14 protein-coding genes and 1 pseudogene are annotated in these 17127 nt (G+C 41.3%); 9 read left to right on the top strand and 6 right to left on the bottom strand.

All coding sequences use genetic code 11. The features are described from left to right. Positions 1-350: 350 nt before the first annotated feature. The gene (locus NXX38_RS26540; protein WP_074638127.1) at positions 351-1244 is read right to left on the bottom strand and encodes an MlaD family protein; all 894 of its coding nucleotides are present in this window, start codon (positions 1242-1244) and stop codon (positions 351-353) included. A 9-nt stretch (positions 1245-1253) separates the two neighbouring features. Beyond that, positions 1254-2513 carry an N-acetylmuramoyl-L-alanine amidase gene (locus tag NXX38_RS26535; RefSeq protein WP_258981805.1) on the bottom strand — a complete coding sequence of 420 codons (1260 nt, stop codon included), beginning with the start codon at positions 2511-2513 and terminating at the stop codon, positions 1254-1256. Positions 2514-2594: 81 nt separating this feature from the next. On the opposite strand from NXX38_RS26535, the gene NXX38_RS26530 reads away from it, so the two are divergent. From NXX38_RS26530 to NXX38_RS26510, 5 genes are all read left to right on the top strand, one after another. Continuing rightward, entirely contained in the window at positions 2595-3548 is a 954-nt protein-coding gene (locus NXX38_RS26530) for a bile acid:sodium symporter family protein (RefSeq protein WP_217721247.1), read from the top strand. A gap of 18 nt (positions 3549-3566) precedes the next feature. Beyond that, positions 3567-4049 (top strand): GNAT family N-acetyltransferase, encoded by a 483-nt coding sequence (locus tag NXX38_RS26525; protein ID WP_195649131.1) that lies wholly within the window; start codon positions 3567-3569, stop codon positions 4047-4049. A gap of 287 nt (positions 4050-4336) precedes the next feature. After that, positions 4337-5440 (top strand): YhcG family protein, encoded by a 1104-nt coding sequence (locus NXX38_RS26520; protein ID WP_148365214.1) that lies wholly within the window; start codon positions 4337-4339, stop codon positions 5438-5440. 281 nt (positions 5441-5721) lie between these two features. Further along, positions 5722-6708 (top strand): hypothetical protein, encoded by a 987-nt coding sequence (locus tag NXX38_RS26515; RefSeq protein ID WP_309569443.1) that lies wholly within the window; start codon positions 5722-5724, stop codon positions 6706-6708. 177 nt (positions 6709-6885) lie between these two features. Continuing rightward, a complete protein-coding gene (locus tag NXX38_RS26510) occupies positions 6886-7041 on the top strand; it encodes a hypothetical protein (RefSeq protein WP_258981801.1) in 156 nt (51 codons plus the stop codon). Between the two features lie 230 nt (positions 7042-7271). On the opposite strand, the gene NXX38_RS26505 is transcribed toward NXX38_RS26510, so the two are convergent. Then, positions 7272-7880, bottom strand: a complete 609-nt coding sequence (locus NXX38_RS26505) for an HU family DNA-binding protein (RefSeq protein ID WP_004306640.1) — start codon at positions 7878-7880, stop codon at positions 7272-7274. Positions 7881-7983: 103 nt separating this feature from the next. On the opposite strand from NXX38_RS26505, the gene NXX38_RS26500 reads away from it, so the two are divergent. Beyond that, complete coding sequence (locus tag NXX38_RS26500) at positions 7984-8265, top strand: hypothetical protein (RefSeq protein ID WP_258981799.1); 282 nt, start codon at positions 7984-7986, stop codon at positions 8263-8265. Between the two features lie 12 nt (positions 8266-8277). Beyond that, a pseudogene (locus NXX38_RS26495) lies at positions 8278-10363 on the top strand (BT4734/BF3469 family protein). Between the two features lie 132 nt (positions 10364-10495). Here NXX38_RS26495 and NXX38_RS26490 read toward each other — a convergent pair. Next, complete coding sequence (locus NXX38_RS26490) at positions 10496-11662, bottom strand: DUF1343 domain-containing protein (protein ID WP_258981797.1); 1167 nt, start codon at positions 11660-11662, stop codon at positions 10496-10498. A 70-nt stretch (positions 11663-11732) separates the two neighbouring features. Here NXX38_RS26490 and NXX38_RS26485 point away from each other — a divergent pair, with 70 nt between their 5' ends. Next, a complete protein-coding gene (locus NXX38_RS26485; protein ID WP_074638688.1) occupies positions 11733-12269 on the top strand; it encodes an HDIG domain-containing metalloprotein in 537 nt (178 codons plus the stop codon). Positions 12270-12358: 89 nt separating this feature from the next. Next, the gene (locus NXX38_RS26480; RefSeq protein ID WP_074638687.1) at positions 12359-15076 is read left to right on the top strand and encodes a putative LPS assembly protein LptD; all 2718 of its coding nucleotides are present in this window, start codon (positions 12359-12361) and stop codon (positions 15074-15076) included. A 145-nt stretch (positions 15077-15221) separates the two neighbouring features. Here the strand turns inward: NXX38_RS26480 and ung are convergent, their stop codons facing one another. Beyond that, entirely contained in the window at positions 15222-15884 is a 663-nt protein-coding gene (ung, locus tag NXX38_RS26475) for a uracil-DNA glycosylase (protein WP_074638686.1), read from the bottom strand. 6 nt (positions 15885-15890) lie between these two features. Next, positions 15891-16928: an aspartate--ammonia ligase gene (gene asnA / locus NXX38_RS26470; RefSeq protein WP_074559127.1), complete on the bottom strand. Its 1038-nt coding sequence runs from the start codon at positions 16926-16928 to the stop codon at positions 15891-15893. Positions 16929-17127: the final 199 nt, after the last annotated feature.

Here is a 17127-nt window from a genome sequence, read left to right as displayed (position 1 = left end):
AGTAACTTTTAATACATTTATTAATTAAGCAAAACTTCTACGTTTGCAAAATTGGGAATCTTATTCGGAAAAAACAAATCTATTTTTTCTTGTTTTTTTCATGCGAACAATAATGTGTTTACTTTCAATGACTTATGTATTTGTTGTCGGACACAGTCTGCTTACCCTCTCTTGCAATTTTATAAGTATTTGTATATTAATGTTTTACGTGCTTGAAATTAGCAATTTTCTCATCTTTGTACGTTTGTACGGGAATATTATTTCGGTTTATAGATAGACATTTGAAGAGCAATCTACTTTCTTTTGAAAGCTCCTTGTTATTTAGATAAAATCTATATAACAAGAATTTGCTACTTATCTTTCTTGCCGAATAATGAGAAGTGAACGTATCGTTTCGGATGCTCTTTCAGGTCCTCTAATAAGCTGGCTGCATTTTCTGTTGTAGCGTTCAGATTATTGTATAAAGTCGGGTCGTTGAAGAGCAGACCGAGCGTGTTATCTTTGCTGTTTAATTTTTCTGTAAGTATTTTTACGTTAGCCAGTGTTTCGTCTATTTTTTTGAAAGTGGCTGCATAATCTATCTCTTTCAAATTTCCGCTGATGACCACAAAGTTGTCTCCGATGGTATTCAGTTTACTTGTGAGTTGGGGAATATCGTTGCTCATTAGTCCTTTCACCTGTGAACTGACTACTGCCAGGTTGGCGGTTGTTTTTTCTATTGAGTGCAGTGTAGCAGGAATGCTTTTGTCACCTAAGATATTGTTCAGGGAGATGAGGATAGAGTCCAGCTTAGGCAGCATCTCTTCCACTTTCGGTATCAGTTGTGCTGCGCTTTCCATCATTCCGTTGTTTAGTGTGCCGGGAATGGTATCTCCTATGGCATATTTTTCACGTGGGTTGTTTGCCAGGAGAATATTCATACGTACGCCTCCCATAAGTTCGGATACGAGTTCGGCGGTACTTCCTTTAGGAATTCGCAGCTCGGTGTCCAGTTCTACTTCAACAATCACATTTCCGGGTTTGACATAATCATAATAGATGTCACGTACAATACCTACACGGACACCGTCGGCAAATACCGGGCTTGATTTAGTGAGTCCGTTTACGTTTTCAAATTTGGCATAGAAATAGCTGGAAGGCTGAAACATGTGTATACCTTTCAGCCAGTTGATTCCATATATAAGCACACATAGTGCAACGATACCTGCAATACCTATTCTGACTTCTTTTGTAATGTACTTCATTTTATCTTTTTATTTATTTTTTCTTTTCTTGAATTCGGCAATCGCTTCATTGATGTTCATTTTCTCTCCATTTCGGAAAGCGATGATGAAGGCATCCTTGAATTGTGCCGTAATGGTGCGCTTCGTACGCAACACCTTGTTGTAATCGGCGGAGGATCCATACGTGTATTTGTATATTCCCCCTTCCTTATAATAATCTACGTCTTTCAGTCCTTTCAGCCGTTTGTCGTTTTTGGCGAGAGGCTTGGAAGAAGTGAGTATCTGTATCTTGAACGTAATTTCACTGTCATTGGTTGCGCTTTCTGCTACAATTGGGCGCTTCGGTGCTGTTTTTGCTGTTGCGGCAGGTTTGGTTTTTGCTTCGGCTAGTAATTCTTGCTGTTGAGGAGCTGTGTTTAAGCTTTCAGTATCCTTTTGGGCAATTTCCGGGGCGTTGTCTTCTTCCTGCTCGGTTGGGATAATCGTTTTGCTGACTCCCGTAAGGCGTAACTCATGTTCTCGTTTGTAATTCAGGAAAGCCCGGTAAATACCTTTGGCCATACTTCCGGCCCCTTCTTCGGAATTCAGATAGCGTTCTTCTTCCGGAGTAGAAATAAATCCCAATTCTATTAGAATGCTTGGCATCGCACTTGCTTTTAAGACGAGGAATCCTGCTTGATGCACTCCCCGGTCTGCCCGTTTACAGGTTTGGCGGAACTGTTTTTGCATCAGCGAGGCCAAGTGTACGCTCTGTTCCATATATTTGTCCTGCATGAACTCAAATATAATATATGATTCGGCAGAGTTCGGATTGAAACCGGCATATCTTGTTTTATAATCACTTTCGTAGAGGATAACGGAGTTCTCCCGCTTGGCAACTTCCAGGTTAGCGTCTGATTTGGCCAAACCCAGCGTCCAGGTTGAAGCCCCTTTGGCTGTACGGTTGTTTGCCAGTGCGTTGGTGTGAATGGAAATAAAGAGATCCGCCTTTGCGTTGTTTGCAATTTCTGCCCGCCGGTCCAAAGGAATAAATACATCTTTGCTACGGGTGTAGATCACTTTGACGTCGTCGCAGTTTCTCTTGATTAGATTTCCCACTTTCAGGGCAACGTTCAGATTGATATTTTTCTCTTTCGAGATTTTGCCTATAGCACCAGGGTCATGTCCACCATGTCCGGCATCGATAACTACTACGAAATCTTTCCCCCATAAGTGGTTGGTACATGAGGGTAGAAAAAGTAGCCAGAGGCAAATGAATATGTATAATATGTACGGTCTATTCAGTTTCATATCTATAATACGGTGCAAATGTAGTAGAAATTTGTAGAAAACTCATGATTTGCCATTAAGTTTTGTGTTTTTTTCGGTTTAATGATAGCTTTTTTCCCGAAATCTCCGTTACTTTGTGCTTCGAAGTTAAAATGTACGACGATGCTTAAGTTTTTGAAGAATTGGACGTTACCTATTGCTATGCTGGTAGGTGCTGCAGGTTATCCGCTGTTTATCAGTCTTTCTTTTCTGACTCCCTATCTTATTTTTACAATGTTGCTATTGACCTTCTGCAAGGTATCTCCTCGTGATTTGAAGCCTAAACCTCTCCATATGTGGTTGTTGTTGATTCAGATTGGCGGGGCGTTGGCTGCTTATCTTTTGCTTTATCGCTTTGATAAAATAGTAGCAGAGGGAGTGATGGTTTGTATAATTTGTCCTACGGCTACAGCTGCTGCGGTGATTACTTCCAAGTTGGGAGGGAGTGCAGCCAGTCTGACCACTTATACATTGATAGCAAATATTGGAGCGGCTATTGCTGTGCCTATTCTATTTCCTTTGGTGGAGGTGCATCCTGATGTCACTTTTGGGGAGGCGTTTCTTGTTATTTTAGGTAAGGTATTTCCGTTGTTGATTTGTCCTTTTTTGGCTGCCTGGTTGTTGAGCAAGTGTTTGCCGAAAGTACATCAGAAGTTATTGGGTTATCATGAACTTGCTTTTTATTTGTGGGCTGTATCTTTAGCTATCGTAACTGCGCAAACATTGTATTCCTTGCTCAATGACCCGGCGGATGGTTTTACGGAAATCATGATTGCTGTCGGTGCACTGATTGCCTGTTGTTTGCAGTTCTTTTTGGGGAAGACAATCGGCTCGATTTATAATGACCGTATCAGTGGTGGGCAAGCACTTGGGCAAAAGAATACGATTCTGGCTATTTGGATGGCGCATACATATTTGAATCCATTGTCTTCTGTGGCTCCCGGTTCGTATGTGTTATGGCAGAATATAATCAATTCGTGGCAGTTGTGGAAAAAGAGAAAGAAAGAGATAAAATAGTGAATAATTAGGGATTATATGATTACTATAAGGATAGCTTTAAATACGGATATAGAGGAAATTCAGTCTCTATATCGAAACACAGTGTTAGTGATAAACAGGCGTGACTATTCACAGGCAGAGGTTGAAGATTGGGCATCGTGCGGAGATGATCTTTCTAAAATAGAGGATATGATAAAGACTCACTATTTTATTGTAGCTGTTAATCAACGGTCACAAATCGTTGGTTTTTCATCTATTACGTCTCAAGGCTATTTACATTCTATGTTTGTTCACAAGGATTTTCAAGGTAAGGGTATTGCCACGATGCTTTTGGAAGAAATAGAACGGTATGCAATTACAGCCGGCATTGTGCGGATTACATCCGAAGTGAGTTTAACAGCTCGTCCTTTCTTTGAAAAAAAAGGTTATGTAGTAGAGGGAGAACAAAAGCGCAAAGCGAATCAGCTTTCTCTTACTAATTTTAGAATGGCAAGGGAGGTGGCTAAAATTAAGTTATGATGGTCGTATTCCTGCTTGTGGTGTCTTTTGTGGGGGGCCATATATACGAGGGAAAAAAGACTTTGCAGAGGAGTCGAGCTAAATAGTTCTCGCTGTGAAAAATGCAAAACATTTATAATAAAAAGATTACAGATTGAGTTTAGTACGTTCCTTTGTTTATATATCCAAAACGGACTAAACTTCTTTGTCCTGACAGCAAGATAGGTGCTGGTGAAAAGAAAAAAATACCTTTGTTTTCTTTTCGCCAGCATTATTTTTGTACTTTTGTCGCATATAACAAAGCGCAAATGGGTATAAATCAGAATTATAGAGAAGCAGTAAAGACCATAAAAGAAGCTATCCTACGCAGCCAGTACCGTGCAGCCGCATCGGTGAACAAGGAACAGCTATCTCTTTATTACGGCATCGGACGTTACGTGTCGGAAAATTCTCGTACAGGCTTCTGGGGGAAAGGTGCGATTGAACAAATATCTTCTCTGTTGCAAAAAGAATTGCCGGGGCTAAGGGGATTTTCAGCAACAAGCATAAGAAATATGCGTATTTTTTATGAGGAGTGGGATAAGGTTTTAAATCATCCGCCGTTGGCTGATGATTTGGTGTTGAATGAAAAATTGCTTCTTGTAGAAATTCATCAGCCACTGGCTGATGAATTTAACTGGTCAGACTTCCTTTCAATCGGCTTTAGTCATCATACCGAAATAATATCCAAAGCTAAGACTTTGGAAGCAAGGCTGTTTTATATACATGAGTGCGCCACTCGCTATTGGAGTAAGTACACTTTAAGGGATTACTTAAAAGCAGACCTGTACAGCCATCGGGGAACTTTGCCTAACAATTTCGCACAAACATTGCCTGATACTAAGCAAGCTTTAAAAGCTGTTTGTTCATTTAAAGATGAATACTTGCTTGATTTCATCAATGTGGAGGAACTGAATGAGCAAGAAGAGGATTTGGACGAAAAGATAGTGGAAAAGGCAATTGTTGCCAATGTGAAGAAGTTCATCATGACCTTTGGGCAAGATTTCAGTTTTATAGGCAATCAATATCGCATGGAGGTTGCAGGTGAAGAAATGTTCATTGATTTGCTCTTTTTCAATCGGGAGCTTAATTCCCTGGTCGCGGTCGAACTTAAATCCGGAAAATTCCGTACATCTTATTTGGGGCAGTTGAATACTTATCTATCCGCCTTAGATACATATATCAGAAAGCCGCATGAAAATCCCTCTATAGGAATAATTCTTTGCAGGGAAATGAATCAAACCTTTGTAGAGTTTGCAGTTCGTGATTATAACAAACCGATGGGAGTTGCTACATACCGTGCGTCCAAGGATATGCCGGAGCGACTTCGTAACGCTCTGCCGGACATTGAGGATTTGAAAAAGCTATTGTAAGGAAAAAGTCTTATTTATTTTTTGAGCAGGTAATTGCCTTTTGTTACTTTTGCACACGAAGCCCACCACTAAACGAATTTCTTCGTTTTTTTGTTATTATTTTGTTACCCACTGTTAGTAATAGGTGGGCTTTTATTTTGATAATCAGGTTTGTATGCTATTATATATAATGTGGCAGAATATTATTAATTCGTGGCAGTTGTGGAAAAAGAGAAAGAAAGAGACTGAGATTTGTCTGTATAATACTAAAAAAACTGGGATTGAAATTAAGGGCAAATGTGATGGAGCAAAGGATATTTGAAATAGAAGACTTAAAAGAACTGGAAGAATTTTTGCAATCCCAATCAGAAATAGAACAGTTGCGCGAACGCTTGTTTGCCGAGTTTCTGAAATATGCGGATTATAAAAATGCCGGAGAATGGAATAAAGCCGTTCGTCTTTGCGAGAGCCTGGCTATTATCGGCTGGGGAAATCACGAACCTGTCGAAGCATTGAGAGGGCAATTCTTTAATGGAAACCCCGCGACTTGTTTTCAAAATAAATTTGGAGAAACTCGTTTTGTCGATGCCATTTGGTCGAAAAGAGTCAACGGTTTTACTATGGAGCAGGGAAGAACAAGCTATTGTTCGAGTCCTGACGACCCGAATCAAAAGCAATCTGTGTCTTGGAAATATGAGATAAAGGAAGATATACAAGATATAAGACTTGAAAGCCAGCGAAACTGGATTCCTAAAAATCCGGTTTGGATAAGGAGGACAATTGATAACTGTTATGAAAACTCCAAAGCAGTAATCGAGAGTGTTGATAAAGAATTGAAACCGGAGTTGGATAGAAGGATGCGCCCAGAGATGTACGGACGTACTATTAATCGAATTATAATTAATTGTTCGTATAGCTATTATGATCATGACCATTGTAAAACAAACTATATCATTGCTGATGAAAAGTTGAAATTGAAACAAAAAGATTTCTATCGGACATTGCTCACTATGTTTACCAGGCAAGAAATAGAGAAGAATGGATATTATCTTCGCAATCGTTTTGAATTTGGACCATTCAGGGCAGATACCGGGAAAATTAGAATCGGACTATGCCTTGAGAAAGAATTCAGTGAATTGAGTCATGCCAAACAGAAATCGAAGCTAAGTGAATATATTCTACTTGCTCTGAACCATGTTACCAACAAGCTGAAAAAGAAGAAGCTGGATTATGACTTTGACTTGATGCTTGAAGATTTTAATTCAATACTGGCTGAGTGGAAAGCATGAAAGATATTATAGAGTTATTATGCTTTGATGATATTATAATAACATGGAAGTAATCTTTTGTGTCAGTTATATTTTAGAATTGGTTTTGTTATCTTTGCGCCGAAATATTGTAACATACAAGAAAACAAAACATGAAAAAATAAAGCTGTTGTAGTCGTTGTTTTCTGCAAGAAAAATATGACGAACAAGGTCGGTCAATTGACAAGCGACCGGGATTTGAAATACTCTATAAAGATTTTCAGGACTACGAATATGATGCGAATGGCAACTGGATTGAAACAAAGAATTTCAAAGATTATGTTGATTCAGGCACAGGACTCGGACATATACTGAAACCTTATGTGGAGCGTGTCTTTACTTATTACGAAGAATAAAAACTTTAAATAGTTAGAGTTAAGGATTACCCCTAGAGTAGAAAACAACTATCATAACTCTCATTCTTTTTGCTAATATAGTTATTATCTGATGAATAAGAATGATAGATGTTTCTGAAATTTTGTATCTATCATATTTTCTTCATGAAATATGGGTATCTATCATTCTTATTCCACTGTTTTTGCTGTTTAATCTTTCATGGCATTAACCCGCACATAAATTTTATGACTGCCGCTTCCAATGGTGTCAAGTACTCCTTCCTTCACCCATCCGTTCAATTCATTCAGTGCTTTGTTCTTTAGTAGTCCCGTTAGTTGCGTATACTCTTTGCGTCGTATCATCGGTCGTTCATCCAGAAATTTCTCCAGCCTGCGCCGGCGTTCTTCCACCGGAACTTCGGCGGAATGTGCAAATCCCGACTTCGCTTTTTCCACAAATCCGCGAACCTTCTTTCGGAAAGAAGATGATGGACGAAAATTTACATTATCGAAATAAATGGACTGTGCATGTATCTCTTTGGCATCCATCACCGGGCGTGCTTTTAACTTGGCTGAAAAATATCCAAGGTTCCCCAACTGGACGTGGTGTCCGCTGACTAAATATTCGGATATTTTATTTTCAATAGCTAGCTGAACTCCTTCAATGTCTGCCGGTGTAAAACTGGAAGCTTGAGCGATCTCTTTTACAATTTGTTGAAAGTCGATGGTTCCGTTCGATACGATGCGGGGATATAACGGCTGTTCGTCTTCGTCTTCTTTCGAAGACGGCTTTTTGCGAAAATCATACTTTGCGTACATGTCTTTTCTATTATGGGTTAATGTAGCTAAAATGCCTTTTAAAAGGCATTTTAAATCTTGTTTTGCAGCAAGATAACCTACAATTGCAGCTTGGATAATCAACTTGAATCAGTCGCTTTTCTTGGGCACACATTCGTGGGCTGTAGAGCCCACAGATGTAAACTATACAGCCCGCATAGGTGGGCTGTACGGCACACTTATGCGGGCTGAAGTCTTACTGCCTGCAAAGATACATTATCCTGCCTTTATTCGCAAATTTAGTAAGCATTATTTCTATAAAATAAAGTCGTGTGGCGTGGCAAATAAAAGCGGTGAAATTTGTTTGGGCGAAGAGCATGTTGTATCTTTGTATGGCTGTAGTGCAGCTTTCCTTTACTGGAAATAATAATAAAAAAAGATGAGAATAACATTAGTCAGAGACGATGGCAAGGTAAAAACCTTACGGACGTTGAAAATGGAGCTCCTTTTGGAGCAGATGAAAACGGAAGTCAAGGCGCAGCCCGTCTCAAAGATGAGGGAAATATTGCGGTATACTCTTCCGGGAAATTCGATTGAAGAGGTGCGTAAAGTTCCCAAAGTGATGCCTGCCGCAGCTTTTGTCCGTAAAGAAGGGGTAATGACCCTGAATGAATATAACGGCATAGTGATGATGGAGGTCAATGATCTTTCGGGAAGAGCGGAAGCAGACGAAATAAAGGAACTGGTCAAAGAGTTTCCGCAAACATATCTTGCTTTCACCGGCTCTTCTGGCAAATCAGTAAAGATATGGGTACGGTTTACCTATCCGGACGACTGCTTGCCGACTTTACGTGAGCAAGCGGAACTTTTTCACGCGCATGCTTATCAGACGGCTGTGAAATATTATCAGCCACAACTTCCTTTTGATATCGAACTGAAAGAACCGTCGCTCGAGCAATATTGTCGGTTGACATACGATCCCGGACTTTATTTCAATCCGAAAGCAATGCCTATTTATATGGAAGCAGCCCGTCGGTCTTCCGTCCGAAGCGACTTTTATCAAACGAACGCGAGAAACCGATTCTCCTTTGCAGCGAATGGCACCCGGATATGAAAATTATGAAGCATTATCAGTACTTTTCTCCGCTGCATTCAACAGGGCGCTCGAAGAACTGAACGGATATCGGGAGGGAGACGATCTGCAACCGTTACTGGTGTGTTTGGCAGAGCATTGTTTTCGGGCAGGTATTCCCGAAGAAGATACTGTGCGGTGGACAAGGGCGCATTATCGGCTCCCCTCGGATGAGTTGCTGATTCGCGAAACTGTGAAAAGTGTCTATCGTTCCGCAAAGGGATTCGGCAAGAAGAGTAGTCTGACGACCGAACAGCTCTTCGCCATGCAGATGGACGAGTTTATGAAGCGTCGTTATGAATTTCGATACAATACGCTGACCACGGAAGTGGAATATCGCGAACGAAATAGTTTTAATTTCTATTTTCGTCCGGTAGACAAGCGGGTGCTGGCGAGTATCACGATGAATGCCATGTATGAAGGGGTGAAAATGTGGGATAGGGACGTAATCCGCTATTTGGATTCCGATCATGTGCCTGTTTATCAGCCGGTGGAGGATTTTTTGTATCATCTGCCTCACTGGGATGGTAAAGACCGGATTTTGGAACTGGCTAACCGCGTTCCCTGTGATAATCCGCATTGGGCGCCGTTGTTCCGTCGGTGGTTTTTGAATATGGTTGCCCATTGGAGGGGAATGGATAAGAAACACGCCAACAGTACGTCACCTTTGCTGATTGGCCCGCAGGCATATCGGAAATCGACTTTTTGCAGAATGCTTCTTCCTCCTGCTTTACAGGCGTACTATACGGATAGCATTGATTTCAGTCGGAAGCGGGACGCGGAGTTGTATCTGAATCGCTTTCTACTTATTAATATGGATGAATTCGACCAGATTAGTCCTACCCAGCAGGCTTTTCTGAAACATATTCTGCAAAAACCGGTGGTGAACACACGTCGTCCGAATGCTTCGGCGGTGGAAGAGCTTCGCCGGTATGCATCGTTCATTGCTACGAGCAATCATCGGGATCTGTTGACGGATACTTCCGGTAGTCGTCGTTTCATCGGTATTTATATGACGGGAGCTATAGATGTGTCGCGTCCTATTGATTATGAACAGCTTTATGCACAGGCGTTGGAGCTGCTTTATCATAATGAACGTTATTGGTTTGACTCCGAAGAAGAGGCTATCATGACGGAAAACAACCGGGAGTTTGAACAATCACCTGCCATCGAACAATTATTTATGGTTTATTATCGCGGGGCGGAAGAAGAGGAGGAAGGAGAATGGCTGCTGGCTATCGACATTCTGCGGCGGATTCAGAAAGCGAGTAAGATGACATTTTCTGCCAGGCAGGCTTCTTATTTCGGGCGTATCTTGCAGCGGCTCGGAGTGAAATCTAAACGGAAAACGTATGGTACGTATTATCATGTTATACCTTTGGAGGTAGAATAATCAAGTATGATAGATACCTCGTTTTTGATGGTCTAAGTATGATAGATACCGGAAATAATAGTTGTCTATCATACTTATTTTTTTAATTATAAGTGGTTTATAAAAATGAATGAGAGTATGATATTAGTTTTTTTACTTATAGAGAAGATATTTTTTTCTAATCTCTTTGTAATCCTGTAACTCTTTTTGCCAACTATTCCGGATAGCCTCTTCCGATTCCCCTTTGAGGATAGCCTTGCGTACGCTGTCAGTTCCCATCAGCAAATCAAACCATCGGGCACGGGAGAAGAAGGCTGCGTTTTCACCGGATAAGCGATAAAAGTTCAAGAAGTAGCGAAGCGTAAATCCATTCACATCGGTTACATTCCGGAGATCTTCCCCATAACAGGTGATACCTTTGTGCATTGGATTTTTGTCAAAACCGGGTAAGGAGCGGGGAGTAAAAGTGAAACTTCCGTATTTCTTATTAGGTGCGCCCAATACCTGGAAAGGAAAAGTTGTTCCTCGTCCCACGCTGATACGGGTGGCTTCAAAAGGACAGAGTGAGGCGTACAATCGGATAGACTGGTCGTTCGGGAGGTTGGGTGACGGTTTGATGGGAGGTGAATAAGGTTCTCCATGTTTCCACCCGATCATTGGAATTACCTTTAATGAACAAGGATTTTTCTTGTTGGCAATCCATCCTTCTCCGTTTATCATCTGTGCCAGTTCGCCGATAGTACATCCGTGAAGTACAGGAATGGGAAGCATGCCGACAAAGCTCCGGTAGGCAGGTTTGAGTATCGGACCATCCACATAGTCGCACGGATTAGGGCGATCCAGTACAATCATTTCTTTCTTGTTCTCTGCGCAAGCTTCCATCACGTAATACATCGTGCTTATATAGGTATAAAAGCGTGCTCCTACATCCTGAATGTCGAATAAGATCACGTCAACATCTTTTAGTTGGGTGGCAGACGGCTTTTTGTTATCACCATAAAGCGATACGATAGGAATACCGGTGCGGGAATCTTTTCCGTCTTTCACCGTTTCACCCGCATCTGCATTACCTCGGAAACCATGTTCGGGGGCAAATACTTTGATGATTTGAACATTTCTTTTTAATAAGGCGTCGAGAAGATGAGTTTGCTTTGCCCCTACAACGGAAGTATGGTTGACTACCATTCCGACGCGTTTTCCTTTCAACAACGGTAGGTATTGATCCATCTGTTCTGCTCCCGTGACAATTTGACTGTTTACACGCATTGGAAACAGCATAATGAACAGAAATATAAGAATGAAGAAAACTCTAGTTTGCATATCGGTGATTTTTTTTGTAATATTGCACAAAAATATTAATTTCTCGTCAAGAGAGCAAAAAATAAAGCACATGAATCCATACGAAATCATTGATAAATATTATCCGGAGAATACGCAGCAGAGACAAATATTAGTAATACACAGTTTGGCAGTGTCCGGAAAAGCAATGAAAATGCTGGATGCTCATCCCGAGCTACGTTTGAACCGGAGCTTTGTGAAAGAAGCTGCTCTGTTGCATGATATTGGTATTTTTCAGACCGATGCTCCAACCATTCAGTGTTTTGGTCCCAATCCTTATATCGCTCACGGATATTTGGGAGCAGAAATCTTGCGGGCGGAAGGTTTCCCCCAACACGCATTGGTGTGTGAACGTCATACGGGAGCCGGACTTTCGTTGGAAGATATCATTGCCCAGCAACTTCCCGTTCCTCATCGTGAGATGTTACCCGTCACTTTGGAAGAACAATTAATTTGTTTTGCGGATAAATTCTTTTCTAAAACCCATCTGGATGAAGAGAAAACAGTGGAGAAAGCCCGGCAAAGTATTGCAAAATATGGTGAAGAGGGTCTAAGTCGCTTTGATAGATGGTGTTCTCTCTTTTTATAGCACTAAAAAATAATTAAATAACGAAGATTCTGACTCATATTTGATGAAGTTTGCGTACTTTTGCCACTTCAAGCGTAAACTATTAGTTAATGGCGCCATTGAAAGCAAAAATACTTATATCATTCATACTGCTGATTGTCTTACTGATGCTTCCCGATGAGGCTACGTCTCAGCGTCGAAGAAGAGGAATGATTGCCTCCAATACCGCACAAACGGATTCCCTTCAAGGAAATGATTCGTTGAGAGCAGATACGGTAACGGTACGCATTGATTCCATCGCACCGGTAAAGAAGAAACAACCACTCGATGCACCGGTTGTTTATGAATCCAACGACTCCACTGTCTTTACTTTGGGAGGAGCTGCTACACTTTATGGTAGCGGAAAAGTTAATTATCAGAACATCGAACTCGCTGCGGAAGTTATTTCGATGAATCTGGATAGTAGTACTGTGCATGCATACGGTATCAAGGATACTACCGGAGTGGAAAAAGGTAAACCGGTATTTAAAGAAGGAGATACCTCCTATGATACGGAAACCATCCGATATAATTTCAAAACCAAGAAAGCGGGAATTACCGATATCGTCACCCAGCAGGGAGAAGGATATGTGACCGGAAGCAAGGCGAAGAAAGGAGCTAATGATGAAATTTTCATGGAGCATGGGCGTTATACAACCTGCGATCATCATGACCATCCTCACTTCTATATGCAGTTGACGAGAGCTAAAGTGCGTCCTAAAAAGAATGTGGTGACAGGACCTGCCTATCTGGTAGTGGAAGATGTGCCTTTGCCGTTGGCCGTACCGTTCTTTTTCTTCCCATTCTCCAGCAGTTATTCTTCCGGTTTCATTATGCCGACTTATATGGACGACTCCAGTCGTGGTTTCGGTCTGGCAGAAGGAGGATATTATTTTGCCATCAGTGATATTATGGACTTGAAGATGACGGGTGATATCTTCACGAAAGGCTCATGGAGATTATCCGGATTGACAAATTATAATAAACGCTATAAATATTCCGGTACGCTGCAAGCGGACTATCAGGTCACTAAGACGGGAGATAAGGGTATGCCGGACTATACAGTTGCTAAGGACTTTAAGGTAGTATGGAATCATCGCCAGGATGCTAAAGCCAGTCCGAACAGCACATTCTCCGCTAGTGTAAACTTCTCAACCAGTAGTTACGAACGTTCCAATATCAACAACCTTTATAATTCGCAGTTGTTGACTCAAAATACCAAAACATCAAGTATCAGTTATTCTCGTAGTTTCCCTGATATCGGTCTGACCTTATCCGGAACCACCAATATCGCACAGACGATGCGTGACTCTTCGGTTGCAGTCACTTTGCCTGACTTGAATATTACATTAAGCCGTCTGTTTCCGTTCAAACGCAAGAAGGCGGCAGGAGCTGAACGCTGGTACGAAAAGATTTCCATTAGTTATACGGGACGTCTGACAAACAGTATCCGTACAAATGATAATCATCTGTTTAAAGCCGGAATAAGTTCATGGGAAAATGCGATGAATCATAACATTCCTATCAGTGCTACTTTTACGTTATTCAAATATTTGCAGGTTTCTCCTTCGGTCAATTATACAGAGCGTTGGTATACTCGTAAGATCAATCAGCAATATAATGAGGTCGATCATAAGTTGGAGGCATTGCCGGGTGATACCCTGAACGGTTTCTACCGGGTATCCAATTACTCGGCAAGTTTGAGCTTGAGTACGAAAGTGTATGGTATGTACAAACCTCTTTTTGCTAAAAAGAAAGAGATACAGATTCGTCATGTAGTTACGCCGCAAGTAAGTCTTAGCGGTGCTCCGGGATTCAGCAAGTATTGGGAAGAGTATACCGATTATAATGGCAATACGCAATATTATTCTCCTTTCACCGGTCAACCTTATGGTGTACCTTCGCGGGAAGGATCGGGAACAGTCAGCTTCTCTATTTCTAATAACTTAGAGATGAAGTACTACGATGCAAAGAAAGATACACTTAAAAAGGTTAGTCTGATTGATGAATTGGGAGCAAGTATGTCTTATAATATGGCTGCCAAAGAGAGGCCTTGGAGTGATTTAAGCATGAACCTACGTTTGAAACTGACTAAGAATTATACGTTCAACATGAACGCATCGTTCGCTACGTATGCTTATACATTCGATAAAAGTGGTAATGTAGTAACCAGTAACCGTACAGAATGGTCGTATGGTCGTTTTGGACGTTTCCAGGGATATGGTTCTTCTTTCAATTATACCTTCAATAATGACACATGGAAGAAATGGTTCGGTCCGAAAGAGGGGGATGAAAAAGGGAAAGATAAGAATAAGTCGGAGGATAGCGATGATGAGGAATCCGATGGAACGGAAGGAGATGGCACTACGCCTAAGAAAGTAGAGAAAGCACAGGCTGACCCGGATGGTTATCAGGTATTTAAGATGCCTTGGTCATTGAGTCTTAGCTATTCGTTTAATATCCGTGAAGACAGATCGAAGCCTATCAACCGTTATTCCATGCGATATCCTTATACGTATACGCATAATATCAATGCAAACGGAAATATAAAGATTTCTAATAACTGGTCGCTCTCGTTCAACTCGGGCTATGATTTTCAAGCTAAAGAGATTACCCAGACTTCTTGTACAATATCCCGTGACTTGCACTGTTTCAACTTGTCCGCCAGTCTTTCTCCTTTCGGACGTTGGAAATATTACAATGTAACAATCCGTGCGAATGCAAGTATTCTGCAAGACTTGAAGTATGAGCAGAGAAGTCAGACGCAAAGTAACATTCAGTGGTACTAGGATAAATTGAGAGTTGAGAATTGAGAATTAAAAAATAAGAATAAAGTGCAGGGTATTAAATTCGGGTGCTTTAATGAGATTGAAAAAGGGACTGTCTGGCAAGTTGAAGACAGTCCCTTTTTTATGTTTGAGCCTCAATGTTTATTTACCAATTGATTTCCGTTTCTCCGTGTGCTTTCAGATAATCGTTTGTACGGCTGAAATGTTTGTTTCCAAAGAAGCCGTTGTAAGCAGAAAGAGGAGAGGGATGAGCGGAAGTGAGTACCAGGTGTTTGTTACGGTCGATAAACGCTCCTTTCTTTTGAGCGTATGATCCCCACAGGATAAATACCAGATTTTCTTTTTCTTCTGCCAAAGCACGGATTGCAGCATCAGTAAATGTTTCCCAGCCACGGTTCTGGTGTGAACCAGCTTGGTGAGCACGTACGGTCAGCGTAGCGTTGAGCAACAATACTCCCTGTTCTGCCCAGCGAGTCAGATTTCCCGTAGCAGGGGCATCAGTGCCAATGTCGGCTTTAATTTCTTTAAATATGTTCACTAATGAAGGAGGGAAAGGCACCCCGTCGTTTACAGAGAAACAAAGGCCATGTGCTTGTCCCGGTCCATGATAGGGATCCTGCCCTATAATCACAACTTTCACTTTATCAAAAGGACAAAGGTTGAAAGCATTGAAGATCAGTTTTCCCGGAGGGAAAATCTGATACTGGCTATATTCGCTTTTGACGAAATCGGTCAGCGTGCGAAAGTAGTCTTTGTCGAATTCTGGTTCTAAATGAGCTTTCCAGCTTTCTTCAATCTGTACGTTCATAGTCTATTATATAAGGTGTATATCAAGTTCTTCACATTCTTTGCGCATATCTTCGGGCCAGATACTGGCTTGTATTTCTCCGATGTGAGCTTTGCGAAGGTAGAACATACACAAGCGGGACTGTCCGATACCTCCTCCGATAGATAGAGGGAGAGTGTCATTCATCAATCGCTTGTGAAAATAAAGTTCCAGCCTTTTTTCTTCTTTTTCTTCTTTCAACTGACGTTGCAAAGCTTCTTTATCTACACGGATTCCCATGGATGACAATTCGATGGAGCGTTGTAGTACATCGTCCCACAGCAAAAGGTCGCCGTTCAGTCCGGGCAGATCGTTCAGTCCTTTGGTGGTGTAGTCATCGTAGTCTGGTGCACGTCCGTCGTGCTTCTTGCCATCACCAAGTTGACAGCCTATTCCTATGATAAACACAGCTCCGTATTTCTGACAGATGGCGTGCTCGCGGCATTTAGGTTCCAGGTTCGGATAAAGCTGGCGCAATTCCTCTGAATGAATGAAATGTAGCTTTTGTGGCAGGCAAGGTTTGATTTGCGGATACATTTCATATACCATATATTCTGTGCGGATCATAGCCGCATAAATACGGTTGACGATTTCCTTTAGGAAGTTCACAGTCCGGTCTTCATTGGTGATGACACGTTCCCAGTCCCACTGGTCTACGTAGAGAGAATGCAGGTTGCCCAGTTCTTCGTCCGATCGGATTGCATTCATATCCGTATAAATACCATATCCCGGTTCAATGTGATAGTCAGCTAAGGTCAACCTTTTCCATTTAGCCAATGAATGAACCACTTCGGCTTGCGCATCGCCCAGATCTTTGATCGGGAAAGAAACAGGTCGTTCTATTCCGTTCAAATCATCATTGATACCCATTCCTTTCAATACGAAAAGAGGGGCAGTCACACGTCTAAGGCGCAGTTCGGATGACAAGTTTAATTGGAAGAACTCTTTTATTTGCTTGATTCCCAGCTCGGTCTGTTTGAGGTCGAGTAGCGGCTTATAGTTCTTAGGTTTTATCAAGTAACTCATAGGTTTGTTAAATGTTAATTGTCGGCAAAGATAGGAATAAAATTGATATATGTAATGGGTATTGTCTAAAAGATTGTCAATTTGATAAAGTAAATGCTCTAAAGCATTTCAAAATAACAGTCTCCTAATATAGGGAAGTACCTTAAGAACTATAAAAAAAGGAGAATCATTAGGAAGATGAGAAGATTTTTTATACTTT

This window comes from Bacteroides sp. BFG-637, from assembly GCF_024793605.1.
GTDB classification, from domain to species: domain Bacteria; phylum Bacteroidota; class Bacteroidia; order Bacteroidales; family Bacteroidaceae; genus Bacteroides; species Bacteroides vicugnae.
This window is presented reverse-complemented; position numbering and strand designations above follow the sequence as displayed.

Coding starts and splice junctions, on each gene's coding strand:
- NXX38_RS26540 (WP_074638127.1), bottom strand. CDS start 1,244: ATGAAGTACATTACAAAAGAAGTCAGAATAGGTATTGCAGGTATCGTT.
- NXX38_RS26535 (WP_258981805.1), bottom strand. CDS start 2,513: ATGAAACTGAATAGACCGTACATATTATACATATTCATTTGCCTCTGG.
- NXX38_RS26530 (WP_217721247.1), top strand. CDS start 2,595: ATGATAGCTTTTTTCCCGAAATCTCCGTTACTTTGTGCTTCGAAGTTA.
- NXX38_RS26525 (WP_195649131.1), top strand. CDS start 3,567: ATGATTACTATAAGGATAGCTTTAAATACGGATATAGAGGAAATTCAG.
- NXX38_RS26520 (WP_148365214.1), top strand. CDS start 4,337: ATGGGTATAAATCAGAATTATAGAGAAGCAGTAAAGACCATAAAAGAA.
- NXX38_RS26515 (WP_309569443.1), top strand. CDS start 5,722: ATGGAGCAAAGGATATTTGAAATAGAAGACTTAAAAGAACTGGAAGAA.
- NXX38_RS26510 (WP_258981801.1), top strand. CDS start 6,886: ATGACGAACAAGGTCGGTCAATTGACAAGCGACCGGGATTTGAAATAC.
- NXX38_RS26505 (WP_004306640.1), bottom strand. CDS start 7,880: ATGTACGCAAAGTATGATTTTCGCAAAAAGCCGTCTTCGAAAGAAGAC.
- NXX38_RS26490 (WP_258981797.1), bottom strand. CDS start 11,662: ATGCAAACTAGAGTTTTCTTCATTCTTATATTTCTGTTCATTATGCTG.
- NXX38_RS26485 (WP_074638688.1), top strand. CDS start 11,733: ATGAATCCATACGAAATCATTGATAAATATTATCCGGAGAATACGCAG.
- NXX38_RS26480 (WP_074638687.1), top strand. CDS start 12,359: ATGGCGCCATTGAAAGCAAAAATACTTATATCATTCATACTGCTGATT.
- ung (WP_074638686.1), bottom strand. CDS start 15,884: ATGAACGTACAGATTGAAGAAAGCTGGAAAGCTCATTTAGAACCAGAA.
- asnA (WP_074559127.1), bottom strand. CDS start 16,928: ATGAGTTACTTGATAAAACCTAAGAACTATAAGCCGCTACTCGACCTC.